This is a genomic window from Streptomyces sp. NPDC048383, from assembly GCF_040651775.1.
GTDB lineage: Bacteria > Actinomycetota > Actinomycetes > Streptomycetales > Streptomycetaceae > Streptomyces.
This window is the reverse complement of sequence record NZ_JBEZKS010000096.1, coordinates 1-18,075: the sequence shown is the minus strand read 5'-3', so window position 1 is coordinate 18,075 and position 18,075 is coordinate 1. Positions and strand designations below refer to the sequence as shown.

16 protein-coding genes, 1 pseudogene and 1 riboswitch are annotated in these 18,075 nt (G+C 72.9%); of the genes and pseudogenes, 6 read left to right on the top strand and 11 right to left on the bottom strand.

Features of this window, described 5'->3' with window-relative positions; all coding sequences use genetic code 11:
- Positions 1-91 precede the first annotated feature (91 nt).
- Both AB0D46_RS36810 and AB0D46_RS36805 read right to left on the bottom strand, forming a co-directional pair.
- On the bottom strand, positions 92-1,666 hold the full coding sequence (locus AB0D46_RS36810) for an RNA polymerase sigma factor (RefSeq protein ID WP_362884242.1): 1,575 nt from the start codon (positions 1,664-1,666) through the stop codon (positions 92-94).
- Between the two features lie 237 nt (positions 1,667-1,903).
- Complete coding sequence (locus tag AB0D46_RS36805; protein WP_362884241.1) at positions 1,904-2,665, bottom strand: methyltransferase domain-containing protein; 762 nt, start codon at positions 2,663-2,665, stop codon at positions 1,904-1,906.
- Between the two features lie 57 nt (positions 2,666-2,722).
- A riboswitch (ZMP/ZTP riboswitch) is annotated at positions 2,723-2,815 on the top strand.
- A gap of 27 nt (positions 2,816-2,842) precedes the next feature.
- On the opposite strand from AB0D46_RS36805, the gene AB0D46_RS36800 reads away from it, so the two are divergent.
- From AB0D46_RS36800 to AB0D46_RS36790, 3 genes are all read left to right on the top strand, one after another.
- Positions 2,843-3,712: a bifunctional 5,10-methylenetetrahydrofolate dehydrogenase/5,10-methenyltetrahydrofolate cyclohydrolase gene (locus AB0D46_RS36800; RefSeq protein ID WP_362884239.1), complete on the top strand. Its 870-nt coding sequence runs from the start codon at positions 2,843-2,845 to the stop codon at positions 3,710-3,712.
- A 568-nt stretch (positions 3,713-4,280) separates the two neighbouring features.
- Positions 4,281-4,898, top strand: coding sequence for a TOPRIM nucleotidyl transferase/hydrolase domain-containing protein (locus AB0D46_RS36795; protein WP_362884237.1), 618 nt, complete (start codon positions 4,281-4,283; stop codon positions 4,896-4,898).
- 271 nt (positions 4,899-5,169) lie between these two features.
- Complete coding sequence (locus AB0D46_RS36790; RefSeq protein ID WP_362884235.1) at positions 5,170-5,592, top strand: hypothetical protein; 423 nt, start codon at positions 5,170-5,172, stop codon at positions 5,590-5,592.
- Here the strand turns inward: AB0D46_RS36790 and AB0D46_RS36785 are convergent.
- Positions 5,578-6,366: a helix-turn-helix transcriptional regulator gene (locus AB0D46_RS36785; RefSeq protein WP_362884233.1), complete on the bottom strand. Its 789-nt coding sequence runs from the start codon at positions 6,364-6,366 to the stop codon at positions 5,578-5,580. The genes AB0D46_RS36790 and AB0D46_RS36785 overlap by 15 nt on opposite strands.
- A 153-nt stretch (positions 6,367-6,519) precedes the next feature.
- Here AB0D46_RS36785 and AB0D46_RS36780 point away from each other — a divergent pair, with 153 nt between their 5' ends.
- Positions 6,520-6,825, top strand: coding sequence for a 4a-hydroxytetrahydrobiopterin dehydratase (locus AB0D46_RS36780; RefSeq protein WP_362884232.1), 306 nt, complete (start codon positions 6,520-6,522; stop codon positions 6,823-6,825).
- Positions 6,826-6,861: 36 nt separating this feature from the next.
- Here the strand turns inward: AB0D46_RS36780 and AB0D46_RS36775 are convergent, their stop codons facing one another.
- The 6 genes from AB0D46_RS36775 to AB0D46_RS36750 all read right to left on the bottom strand — a co-directional run bounded on the left by AB0D46_RS36775 (position 6,862) and on the right by AB0D46_RS36750 (position 15,175).
- Positions 6,862-7,287, bottom strand: coding sequence for an RICIN domain-containing protein (locus AB0D46_RS36775; protein WP_362884230.1), 426 nt, complete (start codon positions 7,285-7,287; stop codon positions 6,862-6,864).
- A 10-nt stretch (positions 7,288-7,297) separates the two neighbouring features.
- Positions 7,298-8,146, bottom strand: a complete 849-nt coding sequence (locus tag AB0D46_RS36770) for an aldo/keto reductase (RefSeq protein ID WP_362884228.1) — start codon at positions 8,144-8,146, stop codon at positions 7,298-7,300.
- 211 nt (positions 8,147-8,357) lie between these two features.
- Positions 8,358-9,128 (bottom strand): ABC transporter ATP-binding protein, encoded by a 771-nt coding sequence (locus tag AB0D46_RS36765; RefSeq protein WP_362884226.1) that lies wholly within the window; start codon positions 9,126-9,128, stop codon positions 8,358-8,360.
- Positions 9,125-11,908: an ATP-binding cassette domain-containing protein gene (locus AB0D46_RS36760; RefSeq protein WP_362884224.1), complete on the bottom strand. Its 2,784-nt coding sequence runs from the start codon at positions 11,906-11,908 to the stop codon at positions 9,125-9,127. The genes AB0D46_RS36765 and AB0D46_RS36760 overlap by 4 nt, the downstream gene beginning before the upstream one ends.
- Positions 11,909-11,924: 16 nt before the next feature.
- Positions 11,925-13,190: an ABC transporter substrate-binding protein gene (locus tag AB0D46_RS36755; protein ID WP_362884222.1), complete on the bottom strand. Its 1,266-nt coding sequence runs from the start codon at positions 13,188-13,190 to the stop codon at positions 11,925-11,927.
- Positions 13,191-13,351: 161 nt separating this feature from the next.
- Complete coding sequence (locus AB0D46_RS36750; protein WP_362884246.1) at positions 13,352-15,175, bottom strand: AMP-binding protein; 1,824 nt, start codon at positions 15,173-15,175, stop codon at positions 13,352-13,354.
- A gap of 335 nt (positions 15,176-15,510) precedes the next feature.
- Here AB0D46_RS36750 and AB0D46_RS36745 point away from each other — a divergent pair, with 335 nt between their 5' ends.
- Positions 15,511-15,936 carry a (2Fe-2S) ferredoxin domain-containing protein gene (locus AB0D46_RS36745; protein ID WP_362884220.1) on the top strand — a complete coding sequence of 142 codons (426 nt, stop codon included), beginning with the start codon at positions 15,511-15,513 and terminating at the stop codon, positions 15,934-15,936.
- Between the two features lie 49 nt (positions 15,937-15,985).
- On the opposite strand, the gene fdhD is transcribed toward AB0D46_RS36745, so the two are convergent.
- Complete coding sequence (gene fdhD / locus AB0D46_RS36740) at positions 15,986-16,822, bottom strand: formate dehydrogenase accessory sulfurtransferase FdhD (protein WP_362884244.1); 837 nt, start codon at positions 16,820-16,822, stop codon at positions 15,986-15,988.
- A 205-nt stretch (positions 16,823-17,027) separates the two neighbouring features.
- On the opposite strand from fdhD, the gene AB0D46_RS36735 reads away from it, so the two are divergent.
- Positions 17,028-17,969: a beta-ketoacyl-ACP synthase III gene (locus tag AB0D46_RS36735; protein ID WP_362884218.1), complete on the top strand. Its 942-nt coding sequence runs from the start codon at positions 17,028-17,030 to the stop codon at positions 17,967-17,969.
- Positions 17,970-17,987: 18 nt separating this feature from the next.
- Here the strand turns inward: AB0D46_RS36735 and AB0D46_RS36730 are convergent.
- Positions 17,988-18,075: pseudogene (locus AB0D46_RS36730) on the bottom strand (SAM-dependent methyltransferase); the annotation flags it as partial.

Below are 18,075 nucleotides of genomic sequence, written 5' to 3'. Positions count from 1 at the left end.
TCCGGCGCGGCCCGCGCCGGATCCCCGGGGTTTCGTCGTGCCGTGCACGCCCCGGGGCCGGTGTTCCGGCGTCCCGGGGCTCCCCGACGTCCTAGTCGAGGTAGTCGCGCAGCACCTGCGAACGCGACGGGTGGCGCAGCTTCGACATGGTCTTCGACTCGATCTGACGGATGCGCTCACGGGTGACCCCGTACACGCGACCGATCTCGTCGAGGGTCTTCGGCTGGCCGTCGTTGAGGCCGTAACGCATGGAGACCACGCCCGCCTCGCGCTCGGAGAGCGTCCCCAGGATCGACTGGAGCTGCTCCTGGAGGAAGGTGAACGACACCGCGTCGGCCGGTACGACCGCCTCGGAGTCCTCGATCAGGTCACCGAACTCGCTGTCGCCCTCCTCACCCAGCGGGGTGTGCAGGGAAATCGGCTCACGGCCGTACTTCTGGACCTCGATGACCTTCTCGGGGGTCATGTCGAGTTCCTTGCCCAGCTCCTCCGGAGTGGGCTCCCGGCCGAGGTCCTGGAGCATCTGACGCTGCACGCGGGCGAGCTTGTTGATGATCTCGACCATGTGCACGGGGATGCGGATGGTGCGCGACTGGTCGGCCATGGCACGCGTGATCGCCTGCCGGATCCACCAGGTCGCGTACGTGGAGAACTTGAAGCCCTTGGTGTAGTCGAACTTCTCCACCGCGCGGATCAGACCGACGTTGCCCTCCTGGATCAGGTCCAGGAAGAGCATGCCGCGGCCGGTGTAGCGCTTGGCCAGCGAGACCACGAGACGGAGGTTGGCCTCCAGCAGGTGGTTCTTGGCACGCCGGCCGTCCTCGACGAGGATCTCCAGCTCGCGCTTGAACGCGGGCTTGTGGTCCTCCTCCTCTTCGAGCTTGTACTCGGAGAACAGGCCCGCCTCGATGCGCTTGGCGAGCTCGACCTCCTGCTCGGCGTTGAGGAGCGGCACCTTGCCGATCAGCTTCAGGTAGTCCTTGACGGGGTCGGCGGTGGCACCGGCCACCATGACCGTCTGCGCCGGGGCGTCGTCCTCGTCGTCGTCGGACAGGACGAAGCCCTGGGTGCCGCCGATCTTGGGGGCCTCCTCCTCCGGCTCGTCGGCGAGGTCCTCGGCTGCCCAGTCCTCGCCCACGGCGGCGGGGGTCTCGCCCTCGTCGGAGTCCTTCGCGCCCTTCTTGCCGGCGGCGGTCTTCTTGGTCGCCGTCGCCTTCTTGGCGGCGGTCTTCTTGACCGTGCGCTTCTTGGGCTCGGCGGCGGCCTCGGCCGCCACCTCCTCCTCGGCGCCGGTCGACGAAGCGGATATCGCCGCCGCGGTGGCCGGGACCGCCGTCTTGCGCGCGCCGATGGGGCGCGGCGCGGCGGCCGCCTTCTTGGTCACGGTGCGGGCCGGGGCCGCGGCCGCCTTGCGGGGCTTCTTGGCGGGAGCCTTGGCGGCGGGGGCGGCGCTGACGTGGAGGGCGACGCCCTCCTCGTCCAGGACCTGGTTCAGGCTGCGCAGGACCCGCTTCCACTGGTCCACCGGGATGCGTCCGGCCTCGAAGGCCTGGCGCACGTCGTCACCGTTGATGTGACCCTGCTCGCGGCCGCGCTCGACGAGCGCGACGAGGGCCTCCGATTCGGCGATCTCCGGAGGGAACGTACGGGACGGGCTGAGCGACACAAGGAGCCTCTCGTTGCGAACAGATAAGGGGTGAGCGGGACATCATCGCGCGAACTCGGGAAACAGACCCGAGGGGGGTCTGTATTCCGGGGCCGCGCGAGGACACCTGTCGGTTCATCGCATGCCCGAGTCGATTCGTTACGCGCTGAATTGAGTGACCTGCGCCACGCTGTGGCCGCGCAACCGATCCGGCGAAGATCCGTCCGCTCCGCGAACGCCTTTCCGTAGGCCCTCCTCTCAGTCCGTTTTGCGGGCTTCGATGAGGAAACGGGCGGTATGCGCGACGAACGGGCCCTCGCGTTCGATACGTTCGTGGAGCTCGCGCAGCCGGTCCCGGTACTGCCCGACCGTGAAGCCGGGCACCATCCAGATCACCTTCCGTAGAAAGTAGATCACGGCTCCGATGTCATGGAACTCCGTCCGCAGTCGTTCGGAACGCAGATCGAGCACTTCCAGGCCCGCCTTCGTGGCGTCGCTCACCGCGTCGTCGGGGTGCCGGCCGCGCCGGACGTGTTCCGGCTGCGGGCCGAGGAAGTACTCGACGAGCTCGAAGACGCTCGCCGGGCCGACCTGCTGGGAGAGGTAGGCGCCGCCCGGCGTCAACACCCGGGCGATCTCGTCCCACCAGATGGTCACCGGGTGTCGACTGGTGACCAGCTCGAAGGCCCCGTCGCCGAAGGGCAGCGGAGGTTCGTCGGCGTCCGCGACCACCACCGCGCCCATGGGGTGCAACAGGCGGGTCGCCTTCTCGATGTTCGGCGGCCACGATTCGGTGGCCGCCATCAGCGGCGGCAGCGGGCCCGATCCGGCGAGCACCTCACCGCCCCCGGTCTGGATGTCCAGAGCGGAGCGCACCCCGGCCAGCCGCTCGCCGAGGAGCCGCTGGTAGCCCCAGGAGGGCCGCTGCTCGGTCGCCCGCCCGTCGAGCCAGGAGAAGTCCCAGCCGTCCACGGACACGGATTCGGCCTCGGCGACGAGATGGTCGAAAGTGCGCGTCATGTCTCGATCGTCCCAGCTCCGGTGCCGGGGAACCAGTGGATAAGTCGACTACAGTGGGCGGCGGGCCGTGACTGGCGTTCGGGTGGATCACCACCGGGGAGCGGCCCGGCGTACTCCGTACGTCGACTGCCGCGCGCCTGGGCGAACCGCGATCCGCAGCGACGTTCAGGAGACCCCATGACGACTGCCACTGCCCAGCTGATGGACGGCACCGCCGTCGCCCGCCGCATCTCGGAGCGGACCGCCGCCCTCGCGGCGAAGATCACCGAGCGCACCGGCACCGCCCCCTGCCTGGCCACCGTGCTCGTCGGCGAGGACCCGGCCTCCGTCACCTACGTACGCATGAAGCAGAACCGTTGCGCCAAGGCCGGCATCACCTCCCGCCACGTGGAACTGCCGGCCGCGACCACCACCGAGGAACTGGTCGCCGCCCTCACCGAGCTCTCGGCGGACCCGCGGATCAGCGGCATCCTGCTGCAGCACCCCGTCCCGGACCACATCGACGAGCGCGCCGCCTTCGAGGCCATCGCCCCCGACAAGGACGTCGACGGGGTCACCATGCACTCCTTCGCCGCCATGGGCTTCGGGCTGCCCGGCTTCGTCTCCTGCACCCCCGGCGGCATCATGCGCCTGCTGGAGGCCTACGACGTGGACCTCACCGGCAAGCACGCCGTCGTCGTCGGCCGCAGCGCCATCCTCGGCAAGCCGGCCGGCATGCTGCTGCTGGAGCGCAACGCCACGGTCACCTACTGCCACTCCCGCACCGTCGACCTGCCCTCGATCGTGCGGCAGGCGGACGTGCTGGTGGCCGCCGTCGGCAAGGCCGAGTTCATCCGCGGCGAGGACATCAAGCCGGGCGCGGTCGTACTGGACGCCGGCTACAACGCCGGCAACGTCGGCGACGTCCACTTCGAGTCGGCCGCCGCCCGTGCCTCCCTGATCACCCCGGTGCCCGGCGGCGTCGGCCCGATGACCATCGCCGTCCTGCTGGAGCAGACGGTGCAGGCCGCGGCCGCTCAGGCCGGCCTGGACCTCGCGGCACTCTGACCCCACCCCACCCGACCCGGCGCGACGGCGTCCGGCTCGCCGCGGCCGGGGGTGCGGCGCGGGGGCGCGCGGACGTTCCTGACCGTCCGGAGCCGTCTCCGGTCGTCCCCCGGGGGACCCGGCCCTCCGTGGTGCGTCCCAGGCCCTCCGTGGTCGTCCCCGGTCGTCCCGGGCCGGACGGGTCCGCTCCGCACCCGACCGTCGCGCGCGGCGTTCCGTTCGGGCCGGGGCTGGCCGGGGCGTCGGCGCGGCGGGCCGGTTCGGCCCGGAGGCGGTCGGGGGCCGTCCTCGCACACCCGCTCGGCGGCCGTCCGGGGCTGACGGACGGCGGTGAGCACGGCGGCGGCCGGTTCGCCGGGACCCCGGTCGCGCGGCGCGGCGTCGTACGCGCCGGCCCGCACAGCGGCCCCGGACGGGCGCACGAGGATGGCAGCCCGTCGCCGATGACCGATGCGCGGTGGACCTGCCGGATCCCGACCGGCGACCACCACGTCGGCGGCCCCGTCGTCACACGTCGCCCGCCGGAAAATGTCGTGCCGCGACGCCGGTCGCGGGGCAGACTCGCCGCATGGTGGACATGGGGGCATTCCGGGAAGCGGTGGACGGCTGGGCGGCCGGCGGGGCAGGTGGGCCGGCCGCTGATCTGGCCGCGGGGCTCGGGCTGCGGACGGCGGTACTGCTGGAGGGGCCGAGCGACCTCGAAGCCGTCGAGGCCCTGGCCGAACGACACGGCCGTGACCTCGCCGCCGAAGGGGTGTCCGTCCTGTCGATGCGCGGGGCGATGAACGTCGCCCGGTACGCCGCCCTGCTCGGGCCCCCCGGACTGGGTCTGCGCCTGACCGGACTGTGCGACGAGAACGAGCAGGGCTTCTACGAGCGCGGCTTGGAGCGGGCCGGCGCACCGGACGCGACCTTCTTCGTGTGCGCCGCGGACCTGGAGGACGAACTCATCCGCACGCTCGGCACGACGCGCGTCGAGGAGATCATCGAAGCCGAGGGCGACATCCGCGCCTGGCGGACCCTGCTGCACCAACCCGCCCACCAAGGCCGCCCCCGGCAACGGCTGCTGCGCCGCTTCCTCGGCACGCGCAAGGGCCGCAAGATCCACTACGCCCGCCTCCTGACGGAGTCCCTCCCCCCGGGCCAGGCCCCGACCCCCCTCGCGAACCTCCTCGAAAACCTGTGACCTGTCCGGCCGGACCGTCCGCGGCAACGAGCCCGCCGGCCCGACCGTGTCGACGGGCCTCGGAGGTGGGCCGGTGCGGATCGTGAGCGGATCCACCGGGGCGTGGCGCGGCCGCCGGCGCGCGTTTCTCAGGGGAGGGGCTTACGTGGGAGGTAATCGACCCCGGTCCGGGGCGGCGGCACAGTGGGCGCATCGGGTTCCGGGGGCGCGCACTCGCCTCCGGGGTCCGGTACCCAGCCCGCGCACCCGACCTCGATGGAGGCTGACCGCCATGTCCGCGACCCTGTTCGGTATCGCCCGCACCACCGTCCCCCGGACCGCCCTACGCCGCTTCCTCGCGCTGGACGCCGTCGTCACCTCCGGGAACGGCCTGGCGTACGCGGCCTTCTCCGCCCCGCTCGGCCGCCTGCTCGGCGTCGACGGGAGGCTCCTGCTCGGCCTCGGGGTCTTCCTGCTCCTGTACGGCGCCGGCGTGGGACTGCTCGCCACCCGGCCCCGGCCGGCCGGCTTCCCGGTGAAGATGGTGATCGAGGCCAACTACGCCTGGGCGGTGCTCAGTCTGGTCGCCCTGTTCATCGGCCCGGCGCCCACCACCGCGGGCGCGGTGTGGATCCCGGCGCAGGCGCTGACCGTCGCCTCGTTCGCGCTGCTCCAGCAACTGGCGCTGCGCGCACCGGAGTCAGGAAGCCGTTGAGCGCAGGTACTTCGCCGTCGCCGCGTCGGCCGGCAGGAGCGTTTCGATGGCCAGCTCGGCGACGGTCACGTCCATCGGCGTGTTGAAGGTGGAGATCGACGACACGAAGGACAGGATCTGCCCGTCGTGTTCGACGCGCAGCGGCAGCGCGATGTACGGGACCTGCTCGCGGGCCTCGGCGTCGCCGGGTCGGTCCGCGACCGGGTACGCGGCGACCTCCTCGTACAGGGCGCGCAGCGCGGGGGAGCGGGCCAGCGCGATCTGTCGCTCCATCTGCTCCAACAGGTGACCGCGCCACTCGCGCAGGTTGTGGATCCGCCGGGCGAGACCCTCCGGGTGCAGGGTGATCCGCATGACGTTCAGGGGCGGGGCCAGCAGGTGTTCCGGCATCCCGTCGAGGAGCGCCATCACGGCCCGGTTCGCGGCGACGACGTCGTACGTGGCGTCGACCACCAGGGCCGGGTACGGCTCGTAGGCCGTCATCAGCCGTTCCAGGCTCTCGCGGAGCACCTCCATGGCCGGGGCGTCCAGCGCCGTGTGCGCGTACCGCGGGGCGTAACCCGCCGCCACCAGAAGGGCGTTGCGGTCCCGTACCGGTACGTCGAGGTGCTCGGCGAGCCGCAGCACCATCTCCTCGCTCGGCCGGGACCGGCCCGTCTCCACGAAGCTGATGTGTCGGGAGGAGGAGTCGGCGCGGCCCGCCAGCTCCAACTGGCTGATGCCGCGCCGCTCCCGCCAGGTGCGCAGCAGATGTCCCACAGTCGCCGTCGTCATGGCTCCGACGTTAGCCGAGGAGCGCGGCGGCGAAGCCCCTCGGGGACACGCTCGGACCGTGCCGCGGAGGGGCCCGCGCGGGCCGTGCTGTGCGAACCTTGACCCCACGTCACGGACGTACGACGGGCGTACCCGAGGATGAGGAGCCGGTGCATGCCGAGTGAGCCGCTGTCGCAGAAGGAGATCGAGGACCGCCTGCGGGAACTCCCGGGTTGGGCCTTCGAGGACGACCGGATCGTCCGCACCTACCGGTTGGGCACGCACTTCGCGGCCGGCGCCCTGGTCGTCCACATCGCCGCCGTCCAGGAAGAGTTGAACCACCACTCGGACCTGACCCTCGGCTACAACACCGTCAGGTTGTCGGTCAACAGCCACGACGCCGGCGGCGCCGTCACCGCGACCGACTTCGCGCTCGCCGAACGCGTCGAGACCCTCGCCCCGGCCCACGGCGCGAGCTGAGCCCGTCGTGGGGGCCGGGGACGAGGGCCCGCTCCACTACACCGGCTCCAGCCGCCACCACTGGGACGGGGAGTCGGTGTCCTCGCCCTGACGGGCCCGGCCCTCCTCATCGGCCTCCAGGGACAGCCCGCTGATGCAGGCGATCAGCGACACCACCCCGGGGTCGTCCAGGTGCCGCTCGACGAGCCACTCCTGGGCGCCGAAGGCGTTGGGCCGCCACACCTGCACCCGGGCGCCGGCGTCCGTCGAGGCGTTCGCGACGTCCAGGCGCCGCTCGTTGTCCTCGCTCACCACGTGGAAGACGCCGCCCCCGCTGTGCACGGGGGAGATCCGCCAGCGGCGGGCCGTCGCCGGCGCGGGCGGCCCGTCCGGGCCGACCCGCACCCGCGAGGCGCCCTCCAACTGGAGCACCAGCCCGCTCTCGACGTTCCTGATCCGGTAGAGCCCGTCGGAAAGGTTCACGCCGGCGCCCTCAGACGTCGAAGACGGCCGGGTCCGGCCCGATGCGCCGGCCCGCCGCGCTCGCGCCGAGGGCGTCCAGCGCGGCGAGGTCGGCGGCGTCCAGCTCGAACCCGAAGACGTCCAGGTTCTCCCGGATCCGGGCGGGGGTCACGGACTTCGGGATCACCACGTTGCCCAGCTGGAGGTGCCAGCGCAGCACCACCTGGGCGGAGCTGCGGCCGTGCCGGGCGGCGATCTCCGCGACGGCGGGCAGCGTCAGCAGCTCCTTGCCCTGACCCAGCGGGGACCAGGCCTCGGTGGCGATGCCCCGCTCCGCGTGCAGGGCGCGCAGTTCCTCCTGCGGGAACAGCGGGTGCAGCTCGATCTGGTTCACGGCGGGCACGAGGTCGCTCACCTCGCCGAGCCGCTCCAGGTCCCGGGGACGGAAGTTCGACACGCCCACCGCCTTCGCCCGACCGTCGGCGGCGATCTCCTCGAAGGTCTTCCAGATGGTGAGGAAGTCCTCGCGCATCGGGCGCGGCCAGTGGATCAGGTACAGGTCGACGTGGTCGAGGCCCAGCTTGCCGAGCGAGTCCTCGAAGGCGCGCAGCACCGCGTCCCGGTCCCAGGTCCGCTTCGGCCCGTTCCACAGCTTGGTGGTGACGAACAGCTCCGCGCGCGGCAGGCCGGACTCGGCGAGCGCCCGCCCGGTGCCCTCCTCGTTGCCGTACACGGCCGCCGTGTCGATGCTGCGGTAGCCGGCCTCCAGGGCGGTGCCGACGGCCTGTCGCGCCTCGGAGTCCGGGACCTGCCAGACGCCGTAGCCGAGCCGGGGCATGAGCGTGCCGTTGTTGAGCTTGACGGTGGGGACCTGGTTCACGTGCGGTCGATTCCCTCGGGTCGGTGCGGTCGCGGCCCGCCACGGGGTACGGGTACGGGCCACGGTGTACGGGGGGCCACAACCGGCCCCCCGTACACCGTATTCCCGCCGGCCGGCGCGATGTCGGCCGGCCGGCCCGGTGCCCGCGAACCGTGCCGACCGGCGCCGTGCCCGCGAACCGTGGCGGCCCGCCCCGTGCTCGCGAACCGTGTCACGTCGTACCGAGGTACGCCTCTCTCACCCGGGGATCCGCCCGCACCTCGGGCGCCGTCCCCTCGGCGAGGACCGTGCCGAGGTCCAGGGCGACGACCCGGGCGCACAGGTCCATCACGAAGGCCACGTTGTGCTCGACCAGCAGCACCGCGCAGCCCTCCTCCTGGGCGAGCCGGCGCACCACCGCGGCGAGCTGCTCCCGTTCCGGCGCCGACATCCCCGACGCCGGCTCGTCGAGCAGCAGCACCCTCGGCGGGTCGGCCACGGCGCGCGCCAGCTCCGCCATCCGGGCCCGGCCGACGGGCAGCCCGCCCGCGTACCGCTCCCCGAGCGACCCGATCCCGCAGGAGGCCAGGACCCGTCGACCCCGCTCGCGCCGCTCCCGCTCCCGGCGGCGGCGCGTCGGGAGCGCCAGCAGGTCGGCGCCGAGACCGCCCCCGCCGCCCCGCCACTCCTGGGCGACGAGCAGGTTGTCGGCCACGCTCAACTGCCCGAACAGCTGCTGGCGCTGGAACGTACGGCGCATCCCGTGCCGGGCCCGCCAGACGGGGGAGCGACGGGTGACGTCCGCCCCGTCGAGCAGGATCCGCCCCCGGTCGGGCCGCCGGATCCCGGACAGTACGTCGAACAGCGTGGTCTTGCCGGCACCGTTCGGCCCGATCAGCCCGCACACCTCCCCGGCGCGGACCCCCAGGTCCACCCCGGTCAGGGCCCGCACCCCGCCGAAGCGCACACTGATCCCGCACGCCTCCAGCACGTAGCCGCTCATGTCGCCATCCCCAGGTAGGCCTCGGTCAGCCGGTCCGGCTCGACCTCGGCCCGCGGGCCGCACCAGGAGACCCGGCCCTGGGAGAGGTAGGCCACGGTGTCGGCGATCCCCAGGATCTCCGCCGCCTTCTCCTCCACCAGCAGCAGCGCGCTGCCGGCGTCCCGGATCTCGGTGAGCAGCCCGTACACCTCGTCCACGACGCGCGGCGCGAGCCCCAGCGAGGGCTCGTCCGCGATCAGCACCTGCGGCGGGCGCTCCAGCAGCGGGGCGAGGGCCAGCATCTGCTGCTCCCCGCCCGACAGCGCTCCGGCCACCACGGCCCGCCGCTCCCCGAGGCGCGGGAAGCGGTCGTAGACGGCGGCCCGGGCGGCGGCCTCCGGGAGGTGGAGGGTCAGGTTCTCCTCGATGGTGAGCGCGGGGAAGATCCCCCGCCCCTCCGGTGCCAGCAGCACCCCGGCCCGGGACCGCAGGACCGGCCCGTCCCCGGTGGCGTCCCGACCGCCGACGAGGACCGCCCCGCCGGTGACGGGCAGCAGCCCGGCGGCGACCCGGCAGGCGGTGGACTTCCCGGCGCCGTTGGGCCCGAGCACGGCGAGGATCTCGCCCCGGCGCACGGTGAGGCCGACCCCGCGCAGGACGAGCCCGCCGTCGTACCCGGCGGTGACGTCACGCAGCTCCAGCGCGGGCACGCCCGGCGCCGCCGCGCCCCGGCCCGCGTGCCCGCCCCCGGACGCCGCGGGCCGACGGGCGGGCGGGACGGTGACCGGGCCGGCGGTGGTGCCCGGCTCCGGCTCCTCCCGCGCCACCGGAGCGGTTCCGGTCCCGGTTCCGGGCGACGGGTCCGCGCCGGCGGGCGCGGCGCCCCCGGCGGCGGCCGCCGCCCGCCGTGCCCGGCGTACCGGGAGGGCGGCGCAGTACCCGTCCGGATCGTTGGCGAGGGCCAGCCCCGCCAACCCGAACAGGATCACCGGGAGGTGCGCCGATTCCGTCACCCAGTCCGACAGCACCCGCGGCGCCACGGCGAACACCAGCCCCGCCACCACCGCGTACTGCGGCCGCCGCACCCCGGCCGCCACGACGACCGCGAGCCACACCAACCCCGTCATGGCCGTGAAGTCGGTCGCCGTGATCCGGGTGTTGTACGAGGCGTACAGGACCCCGCCGAACCCGGCCAGACCGGCCGACAGCATGAACAGCGTCAGCTTCGTGCGCAGGACGGACACCCCGGAGGCCATGGCCGCCGCCGGCGCCGACCGTACGGCGAGCATCGCCCGCCCCGACGGCGAATCGCGCAGCGCGCCCAGCGCGGCGGCCACGACGGCGACCAGGACGACCAGGGCCACCCCGAAGGCCCGGTCGTCCGACAGGTCCAGCGGGCCGATCACCGGCCGCGGGACGGACCAACCGGAATCCCCGTTGCGCAGCCACCGCAGTTGGAACAGCACCTGGTCGGCCAGGAAGGCAAGCGCCAGCGTGGCCAAGGCGAGAGAACGCCCGCCGAGCCGCAGCGCCGGCAGCGCGACCAGCGCCCCGAGCAGGGCCGCCACGCAGGTGCCCACCGCCAGCGCCGCCACGAAGGGCCAGCCCCGACTCATCAGCAGGCCCGCGACGAGCGCGGACCCGGTGACGAAGGTCGCCTGGGCCAGCGACACCATCGCGCCCAGCCCGGTCACCACGGTGAACGACATGAACACCAGCGCGATGGCCAGGCCCTGCGCGAGCAACCCCGTCCAGAAGGGCGTGGTGACGGTGTAGAACGCCGCGCACAGCAGGGCGGCGGCCACCGCCCAGCCACCCCAACGGCGGTTCCACGACGCGCCCGCGAGATGGTCCGGGGACGGTACGTCGACCGCGGCGACCCCGGCGGTGCGCGCCCGCCGGGTCAGGACGAGCAGCCCCCCGAACAGGATCAGGAACGGCACCGCCGTGCGGAACCCGGTGATCCCCTCGGCGAAGGAGGCGTAGCCGGCGACCAGGTTCTGCAGCACCCCGAGCCCCAACCCACCCGCGAAGGCGAGCGGTACGGACGCGAACCGGCCGATCACGGCGGCGGTCGCCGATACGAACAGGAACAGGGTGAAGTCGTGCGCGGACAGCCCCAGCAGCGGGGTCGCGAGCACCCCCGCGAGCCCCGCCAGACCCGACGAGATCATCCACGCCACCGAAGACAGCCGGTCGGCACTGATCCCGCGCAGCTCGGTCAGCGACCGGTTGTCGACGGCGGCCCGCAGCCGCAGCCCCAGCCGGGTGCGCCGCATCAGCACCCACAGGGCGACGGCCACCACCGCGGTGACGACCCAGGTGATCAGCTGGTCGGAGTCGATGCCCACGCCGTCCGCGAGCTGCCAGGACGTGGCCGGGCTCGGCCCCACCCCGGGCAGCCCGAACTGGTTCTCGGCGGGCGCGACCGGCGCGCCCGCCGCGCCCAGCAGCTCCACCGTCCACAATCCGGCGGCGGGCAGCGCCACGAGCAGCCCGATGGTCGCCACGATCTGGGCGGTCTCCCCGACCCGGGCGAGCCGTCGGAACATCAGCCGGTCCAACCCCCAACCGAGCCCGGGCGCCAGGACGCACACCACCAGCAGCGCCGCGGGGACGGCCGGCCACCCCAGTCCGGAGTGCAGCTCGTAGAAGGTGAGCGCGCACAGGTAGGCGGTGGCGCCGTGCGCGAAGTTGAACAGCCCGGACGCCGAGTACGACAGCACCAGCCCGGTGGCCAGCAGCGCGTACAAGGCGCCGGACACCAGGCCGCTCAGCACGAAGACGAGCAGGTCTCCCATCCCGCTGCCCCGACCCTCAGCCGAAGGGGATCGGTTCGTGGCACGTGAAGGGCACGGACACCTCGTACTTGCCCTGCCTCAGCTGTACGAGCGCCCCGCAGCCGAAGCTGTCCTTCTGCCCCTTCGGCTCCGACCGGTCGCCGACGAGGGTGCCTGTGTCGGAGAACCCCTGCGCGGCGGCCTGGAACGAGGCGACGGTCAGGTCCTTCCCTGCCTTCTGCGCGATGGACAGGAAGAGGTCGGCTGACATGTAGCCGGTCAACATGTGCATATTGAGCGGGACTTCCTGACCCCCGGCTGCGGCCTTGATGTCCGCCTTGAAGCGGGTCATGCCGGCGCTCTGCGATTCGAAGGGCTCGAACTGGAGCAGGACGTGCACCCCGTCGAGGGCCTGCTTTGTGGCGTCCTTGGCGAGCAACCCCGGGTCGTAGTCCGTCGGGTCGGACAGCAGCCCCTGGTAGCCGCCGCGCTTGAGCGCGGTGAACAGGCCGATGTTGTTGGGGGTCTGCATGACGGAGATGACCGCGTCGGGGGCCTTGCCGCCGTTGCCGGCGAGGATGTCCTTGACGTACGCCGACCAGTCGCTGGGCACGGCGGTCGCCGGGACCGAGGCCTTGGCGTAGGACACCGTGAACCCGGCGCTGGTGAAACCCTGTTGGAAGGTTCGGATGCCGAACTTGCCGGCGTCGCTGTCGTTCGCGATGATCGCCACCGACTTGCCCCGCTTGCCGCCGAGCACCTGGCCGATGCCCTCGGGCCAGGTCTGGTTGATGCTCCCGCCGGGGCTGGGGACCAGGCAGCCGTTGAACCCGTAGATGTACTTGGGGCCGCAGAAGGACGGCAGGGTGCCCCAGCCGAAGGTGGGCACCTGCTCCTGTTCCAGGAAGTCGGCCCCCGAGAAGGTCACCGAACTCATCGGGGAGACCGCGAACACCTTGTCCTGCTGGACGAGCTTGCGGGCGGCGGCCAGGTTCTTGCCGGGATCCTGGCCGTCGTCCTCCGCGCCGATGTAGTCGATCTTCCGGCCGTTGACGCCGCCCTCCGCGTTGGCCCGCAGGTAGCGGGCCTTGGCCCCGAGGTCGGTGTCCTTCTTGCTGTAGCCCCCGGCGCTCGTCATCGACACGATGCCGCCGACCTTGATGGAGTCGGCGCTCACCCCGCGCACGGCCTGCGTCCCGCCCCCGGGCTTGCCGGGATCGGTGTGGTTGGAGGCGGAGTTGCAGGCGGAGGTGAGCGCGAGGGCGGCCGCCACGGCGGCCAGGGCGCGGATGGGTCGCGACATGGGTGGGATCCCCCTCGGGTCGGAATCCCCGCATTCTGTGCGTCACCTGACGTACCGTCAATATCGATGACGAAGTGAAATGACGAACCGTCAGATTTGTTGGAGTGTCCCGTCGGAGGTCCGTCCCGGGTGCGCCGCGCGGGCCTGCCGAGGGCCTGACGTCACGACGGGTACAGGTCCGCGACCTCCCGCGCGTACGCCTTCTCGATCGCCCGGCGCTTCAGCTTCAGCGACGGGGTCAACAGACCGCGCTCCTCGGTGAACTGCTCGGCCAACACCCGGAACGTCCGGATCCCCTCGGCCTGCGAGACCAGGGTGTTGGCCGCCACCACCGCCCGCCGCACCTCGGCCGCCAGCTCCGGATCACCCACCACCTCGCCGGCCGTCAACTGCGGCGATCCCCGCATCGACAGCCAGTGGGCGACCCCCTCCATGTCCAGGGTGACCAGCGCCGCGATGAACGGCCGGTCGTTGCCCACCAGCACGCACTGCGCCACCAGCGGATGCGAGCGCACCCGCTCCTCCAACGCGGTCGGCGACACGCTCTTGCCGTTGGAGGTCACCAGGATCTCCTTCTTGCGCCCGGTGATGGTGAGGTACCCGTCGCGGTCGAGCCGGCCCAGGTCCCCGGTCGCCAGCCAGCCGCCGCGCAGCACCTCCGCCGTCGCCCGGGGATCGTTCAGGTACCCGGAGAACACGTGCCCGCCGTACAACCACACCTCCCCGTCCTGCGCGATGTGGACCGTACTGCCCGGGATCGGCTGTCCCACCGTCCCGTACTTCGTCGCCCCCGGCGGGTTCGCGGTGGCGGCGGCGGACGACTCCGTCAGCCCGTACCCCTCGAACACCCTGATGCCCGCGCCGTCGAAGAACAGCCCGAGCCGTCTCGACATCGCCGAGCCGCCCGACATCGCGTGCCGCACCCGACCGCCCATGGCCTCGCGGACCTTCCCGTACACCAACCTCTCGAACAGCTGGTGCTCCATCCGCAACCCCGCCGACGGTCCCGGCCCGGTTCCGAAGGTCTTCTCCTCACGGGCCTCCGCGTACCGCACCGCCGTCTCCACCGCCCGGTCGAAGGGACCCGTACGCCCCTCCGACTCGGCCTTGCGCCGGGCCGCCGCGAACACCTTCTCGAAGACGTGCGGCACCCCCAGGACGAACGTCGGCCGGAACGCGGCCAGGTCCGGCAGGAGTTCCGCCGCCGCCAGCACCGGCTGGTGCCCCAGTTTCACCCGCGCCCGCACCGCCGCCACCTCCACCATCCGTCCGAAGACGTGCGCCAGCGGCAGGAACAACAGCGTCGACGGCTGCTCCCCCGGCCCCGCTCGGAAGACCGGCTCCCAGCGGGCCACCATCGTGTCCGCCTCGAACATGAAGTTCGCGTGGGTGAGCACACAGCCCTTGGGCCTGCCCGTCGTCCCCGAGGTGTAGATGACGGTCGCCACGGCGTCCGGGGTGACGGCCCGACGGTGCCGGTGGACCACGTCCTCGGCGACCGTGCGGCCGTCCGCCACCAACTCCTCCACCGCGCCCGCGTCGAGCTGCCACAGCCGCCGCAACCCGGGCAACCCCTCGACGCCCGACCCGACCGTCATCGCCTGGTTCTCGTCCTCCACCACGCACCCGACGCAATCCGCGTCCCGGAGGATCCACTGGACCTGGTCCGCCGAGGACGTCGGGTAGATCGGCACCGGCTGCGCCCCGATCGCCCACAGCGCGAAGTCGAACAACGTCCACTCGTAGCGGGTGCGGGACATCAGCGCGACCCGGTCGCCGAACCGGATGCCCTGCGCGAGCAGCCCCTTGGCCAGCGCGAGCACCTCCCCGGCCAGTTCCCGCGAGGTCACGTCATGCCACACCCCGCCCGCCTTGCGACCGAGGACCACCCGGTCCGGGTCCTGCCCCGCGTACTCGAAGACCACGTCGGCCAGACCGCCGACCGGCGTGCCCGTGACCACGGGTGGGACGGTGAACTCGCGCAACATCCCGCTCCTCTCCCTGGGGCGCCGCGACGCTACCCCACCGGGCCCCACCCCCGGCAGCCCCCGGTAAACCTCCACAAGATCCCTACGGGCAAGGACCGGGCCCGGTCCGACCCCGCCCGGGCGCCCGCCCGGCGGCCCGGAGTCCGGCCCCCGCCGGCCGGCCGGCGCCGCCACTTCACGCGGGCCTGCTGAGCCGGTCCCCGCCCGCCAGGGTCTGCGCGGTGCCGGCCCGACGACGTGCCCAGGACCCGGTGGCCGGCGCCGCCGACGATGTGGCGGAGGTCTCCCGCGCCGTCCAACACCCCGCCCCACAGGGCCGGTAACGTGCGTCGGTGACCTGGATACGCCCGCTCGCCGCCAACGCCCCACGCCCCTGCACCCTGGTGGTCTGCCGGGGCTGCTGCTGCGGGGACCCCCGCAAGAACCCGGGCTCCGATCACGCCGGTCAACTCGCCCGGCTGCGCGAGGCGGCGGCCGCGTCGGCGGGCCTGCTGGCCGTCCGCACGAGCGACTGCCTCGGCCCGTGCGCCCAGGCCAACGTCATCGTGGTCCAGCCCACCACCGAGAACCGCCGCCGGGGAGCCCGCGCCGTCTGGTTCGGCTTCGCCCTGGACGACACCGCGACGGACGAGATCATCGCCTGGGCCGAGTCCGGCGGACCGGGCAGCACCCCGCTCCCCGCCGGCCTCGACCTCCACCGCATCGACCCGCCGGACCCGAAACCGGCCCCCGCCCCGCGCCGCGGCCGTCGCCGCTAGGGCGTCCCTCCGGGACGGCGCCCGACCGGCAGGACGCGCGAGGGACGCGCTAGGCCTCCGGCAGGGTGATCCGGTGCTCGCCCGCGTACACGTTCATGTCCCGGCCCCGCAGGAAGCCCACCAGCGTCAGGCCCGACTCCAGTGCCAGGTCCACCGCCAGCGAGGACGGGGCCGACACCGCGGCCAGGACCGGTATCCCGGCCATGACCGCCTTCTGCGCCAGCTCGAAGGACGCCCGGCCCGAGACCAGCAGCACCGCGCCGGTCAGCGGCAGCCGACCGGCCCGGGCGGCCCGCCCGACGATCTTGTCCACGGCGTTGTGCCGCCCCACGTCCTCCCGTACGTCGAGCAGCTCGCCCGCCGCCGAGAACAGCCCGGCGGCGTGCAGGCCGCCCGTCCGGTCGAACACCCTCTGCGCCGCCCGCAGCCGGTCCGGGAGCTCGGCGAGGAGATCCGGGGTGACCCGTACCGGATCGTCGGCGATGCCGGGGAAACGGGACGCGGTGCGGACCGCGTCCAAGCTGGCCTTGCCGCACAGACCGCACGAGGAAGTCGTGTAGACGTTGCGTTCCAACGTGATGTCGGGCAGCGGCACTTCCGCGCCCAGCTGCACGTTGACCACGTTGTAGGTGTTGGAACCGTCCTCCGTCGCGCCCTCGCAATAGGTCACGGCCCGGACGTCCGAGGCGTGCGCGATCACGCCCTCGCTCACCAGGAATCCGACCGCCAGTGCGAAGTCGTCCCCCGGCGTGCGCATGGTGATGGCCAGCGGTTTCCCGTTCAGCCGGATCTCCAACGGCTCCTCGGCGACCAGCGTGTCCGGACGCACGCCGACCACCCCGTTCCGGATCCGCACGACGCGGCGCCGTTCGGTCACCCGTCCCATGGTGATCGACCATCCGTTCTGTCCCTCGTCGCGCACCTGACGAGGACATTCTCCCGGATCTGCGGCCCACGACGTCCTCGGCAGGAAGTTGCTCGGAATTCTCCAAACATCGGTGTGAGATTCCTGTCGGGTCACGCGCCCCCGTACCGGCCGGTAGCAGGCGAAGCTGGAAAATCCTGACGTCCAACAGAGGGGGACCCCGCCCATGACCGGTTCACGCGTGGTGGCGCTAGGGCACTACCAGCCCGCGAAAGTGCTCACCAACGAGGACCTCGCGGCCATGGTCGACACGAACGACGAGTGGATCCGGTCCCGGGTCGGCATCCGGACCCGGCATGTCGCCGGCCCCGAGGAACCGGTCGACGAGCTGGCCTACCAGGCCGCCGGGAAGGCCCTCGCGAACGCGGGACTGACCCCCGACGACATCGACCTCGTCCTGGTGGCCACCTCCACCGCCATCGACCGCTCGCCCAACATGGCCGCGCGCGTCGCCGCCAAGCTCGGCATGCGCGGCGGCCCGGCCGTGATGGACATCAACGTCGTCTGCTCGGGCTTCACGCACGCCCTCGCCACCGCCGACCACGCGATCCGGGCCGGCTCGGCCACCCGCGCCCTGGTCATCGGCGCCGACAAGATGACCGAGATCACCGACTACACCGACCGCGCCACCTGCGTCCTCACCGGCGACGGCGCCGGCGCGGCCGTCGTCGAGGCCTGCGCGGAGCCCGGCATCGGGCCCGTCCTGTGGGGATCGGTGCCGGAGATGGGCCACGCGGTGCGCATCGAGGGCACGCCCCCGGTGTTCGCGCAGGAGGGCCAGTCCGTCTACCGGTGGACCACCAGCCAACTGCCGCCGCTCGCCCGCAAGGTCTGCGAGAAGGCCGGGATCACCCCCGAGGAACTCGCCGGTGTCGTCCTCCACCAGGCCAACCTGCGGATCATCGAGCCCCTCGCCGCCCGCATCGGCGCCGTGAACGCCGTCGTCGCACGGGACGTGGTGGACTCCGGGAACACCTCGGCGGCCAGCATCCCGATGGCCCTCTCCAAGCTCGTGGAACGCCGAGAGATCCCCGCCGGCGCCCCCGTCCTGCTGTTCGGCTTCGGCGGCAACCTCTCCTACGCCGGCCAGGTCATCCACTGCCCCTAGCCGCGGGCCCACCACCCGGTTCAGCCCGTTGCCGGCGCCGATCTCGATGACGCGACCGGACACGCCGTGCAGCAGCTCGCGGCGCAGGGCGGCCATGCCGGCGCGG

Coding starts and splice junctions, on each gene's coding strand:
- AB0D46_RS36805 (WP_362884241.1), bottom strand. CDS start 2,665: ATGACGCGCACTTTCGACCATCTCGTCGCCGAGGCCGAATCCGTGTCC.
- AB0D46_RS36800 (WP_362884239.1), top strand. CDS start 2,843: ATGACGACTGCCACTGCCCAGCTGATGGACGGCACCGCCGTCGCCCGC.
- AB0D46_RS36795 (WP_362884237.1), top strand. CDS start 4,281: ATGGTGGACATGGGGGCATTCCGGGAAGCGGTGGACGGCTGGGCGGCC.
- AB0D46_RS36790 (WP_362884235.1), top strand. CDS start 5,170: ATGTCCGCGACCCTGTTCGGTATCGCCCGCACCACCGTCCCCCGGACC.
- AB0D46_RS36785 (WP_362884233.1), bottom strand. CDS start 6,366: ATGACGACGGCGACTGTGGGACATCTGCTGCGCACCTGGCGGGAGCGG.
- AB0D46_RS36780 (WP_362884232.1), top strand. CDS start 6,520: ATGCCGAGTGAGCCGCTGTCGCAGAAGGAGATCGAGGACCGCCTGCGG.
- AB0D46_RS36765 (WP_362884226.1), bottom strand. CDS start 9,128: ATGAGCGGCTACGTGCTGGAGGCGTGCGGGATCAGTGTGCGCTTCGGC.
- AB0D46_RS36760 (WP_362884224.1), bottom strand. CDS start 11,908: ATGGGAGACCTGCTCGTCTTCGTGCTGAGCGGCCTGGTGTCCGGCGCC.
- AB0D46_RS36755 (WP_362884222.1), bottom strand. CDS start 13,190: ATGTCGCGACCCATCCGCGCCCTGGCCGCCGTGGCGGCCGCCCTCGCG.
- fdhD (WP_362884244.1), bottom strand. CDS start 16,822: ATGGGACGGGTGACCGAACGGCGCCGCGTCGTGCGGATCCGGAACGGG.
- AB0D46_RS36735 (WP_362884218.1), top strand. CDS start 17,028: ATGACCGGTTCACGCGTGGTGGCGCTAGGGCACTACCAGCCCGCGAAA.